We start from the raw sequence: 2,484 nt of genomic DNA, 5'->3' as shown, positions 1-2,484 counted from the left end.
GTCAATTCCAACCCAGTTTGGAGTACATATTCAATCTCTCGATTGTCGGACACTCTTGGGGAGATTATATTTATTCACTCCCTACTCTCTACGGTGATAAGTAACCTTTCGCAATTTACTTATTTACCTCGGTATTGTCTTATAAAGAGTTTCACCGATTTTGCCCGATTTATTTTAAAGACCTAGGCAATAACTTTACCAAGGTCAACTATAGTTGCACCTAAATTAGAGTACTCACTAGCACTCATACCTGTAATATTAGCTAAACGTGCTAATTGGGTAGCTGCTTCTGTAGCACTCATATTAGTAGTATCTCCCAACATTACCATTACTTTTGTAAATTCAGCGACATCAGGAGTTTTAATACCTAATTGACCTGCAGCTTCTGCAACTGCAGCTATTTCATTTGCACTAGTTGGCATTTCTTTTGCCATATTACGAATTGCATCACTTAATTGACTCAATTGAGTTTCAGTACCGTCTACGGTTTTTCTTCAATCGTTATTAACGGTAAGCTTTTTATCTTACCCTCTGGAGTTCACACCCATTTTCATCAGTTGGTCAATTCCAACCCAGTTTGGCGTACATTTTCATCCTCAACCTTACTTGTTAGGATGTCGAACACTCTTGGGGAGATTATATTTGTTCACTCCCTACGCTCTACGGTGATGACTAACCTTTCGCAATTTAGTCATTTACCTCGGTATTGTCTATAGATGTAAATATTAAACCTTTATAAGGTATTCCTGTATCAATATGGCGATTTATAGCGCGTCTAGCAGTTTCCTTATTATTACAATAACCTTTATTCATTAACCATATAGAAGCAAGAACTTTTGAATTAAATAAATTACTATTAATGTATACTTTAGTAGAACGGGAATTAATAGATTTTGATAACTGTCCTTCATCTATTAATTTTTGTATATCCTCTTTAGACAATTCTTTAAAATCCTCTAAATATCTCCATATCAAACATTGTCCCTTATACTTTCCATATTGTTTAACTTGTCCTTTGCAACAATCTCCGATATGGTTTGGAGCTGGTAGACCATAGTAATCACTAGCTTCCTTTAAGCTATTAAATATTTTTAAAGTATTTAAACACACTACTTTCCTTTTATATACATTTTGAGAAGATTTTCCTAAGTGTGCTTGTCTATTTCTTTCTAATGATTCTTTAGTGTGATGTTTCCCATAAAACCCGTTATATTTTCTAGATAACTGAGGACATTTCTTACCTTTATTCCAAGGGATATAATTAGTTACTCCCTCTCCTCCATCACATATATTAGTTAAATTATATCCCATATCTCTATATAGTTCTATATAGAATATTTCATATTCAAACGCTGTATTTTCTTCGAGATTGTCTTCTAGTATAACTACAGCGACTTGGATTTTATTAACAATGTTTTTAAAGTGAGGGTTTCGTGAATTATTTAAAATTCTCCATCTATCTCCTGTACCTTTACCTACATAAAATGGTTCATTAATATCTAGTCTAACATATTCGTATACATAAAACTTATTCATTACAATCTACCTCCTATATATAATATAGAAGTTTAGGTCTAAATGTTTATTAGATTTTTACCGATTTTGCTCGATTTTTTTTATTTACTATTTCTAGTAATTGGAGCAAGAATTTACCCCAGCAAATGCATCTTCGTAAGATATGGCTGCCTTTGCTGCACCTACTGCAGCTACTGCAAATGGTGCAGATAATGTTGAAATTGTAGTACCTACGGTTTGTATTCCTTTACCTACATTTTGAATCTTTTGTCCTGTATTTTGGAAATTTTGTCCTATTTGTACGGCTTGTTCACCAAAATGCAGTAAATTAAAATTACCCATTAAGGTTTCTGTTTGGGCTATTTGTTGGTTTAAATTTCCAATCCTGCCTTCTAGTTCGGCAATACCGTTTTGAGTACTATTTGCTTGAGCCCTATATTTATCCAAAGAAGCTGCGGCTCTAGCATAAGCTGTAGAGTTTTCTTCTCCTCTAGCAGATAATTCTGCCATTAAAGCTTGTTGTCTTTGAATACCTTCATTAGCTTCTGCTAATCTAGTTTTGTAGGAACGCAATTGGGTTTGCATATTCTTCATCTTAGCTGTAAATAAGGTATAGTTTTGTTGCAATCCAGATAATGTAGTTCCAAACCCTTTCATTCCAGAATTAGCTATTTTTATTTGATTATCTAAAGACTTAATATTATTTGAAAGCGCCCTTATTTGGGCAGTTGCATTTTTATCTTGGACACCAAGGGTTATCAAAAGTTCTTCAGCCATATATTAACCTCCTTTCATAGAATCGAGTATTAATTATGCTTTATAAACTTGGTCGCAGCCAACTTGTAAATTCATTACATTTAACGCGAAAATATATTGACCTGTTAATACATTTTTCTTTTGATCTATTTCCCCAATAGTAGCAGCAACATATAATCTATTAGTACTAAATCCGTATAATCCGTCATTCTC

At 33.4% G+C, this 2,484-nt stretch carries 2 protein-coding genes and 1 pseudogene; all 3 read right to left on the bottom strand.

Annotated elements, in window-relative coordinates:
• Window positions 1–182 precede the first annotated feature (182 nt).
• A pseudogene (locus SPJ17_RS02365) lies at window positions 183–482 on the bottom strand (phage tail tape measure protein); the annotation flags it as partial.
• A 205-nt stretch (window positions 483–687) separates the two neighbouring features.
• On the bottom strand, window positions 688–1,536 hold the full coding sequence (locus tag SPJ17_RS02360; RefSeq protein ID WP_321092379.1) for a hypothetical protein: 849 nt from the start codon (window positions 1,534–1,536) through the stop codon (window positions 688–690).
• A gap of 93 nt (window positions 1,537–1,629) precedes the next feature.
• Window positions 1,630–2,292: a hypothetical protein gene (locus SPJ17_RS02355; RefSeq protein ID WP_321092377.1), complete on the bottom strand. Its 663-nt coding sequence runs from the start codon at window positions 2,290–2,292 to the stop codon at window positions 1,630–1,632.
• Window positions 2,293–2,484 lie beyond the last annotated feature (192 nt).

This window comes from Anaeroplasma sp. (assembly GCF_034179385.1).
Classification (GTDB): Bacteria; Bacillota_I; Bacilli_A; order Acholeplasmatales; family Anaeroplasmataceae; genus Anaeroplasma.
This window is presented reverse-complemented; position numbering and strand designations above follow the sequence as displayed.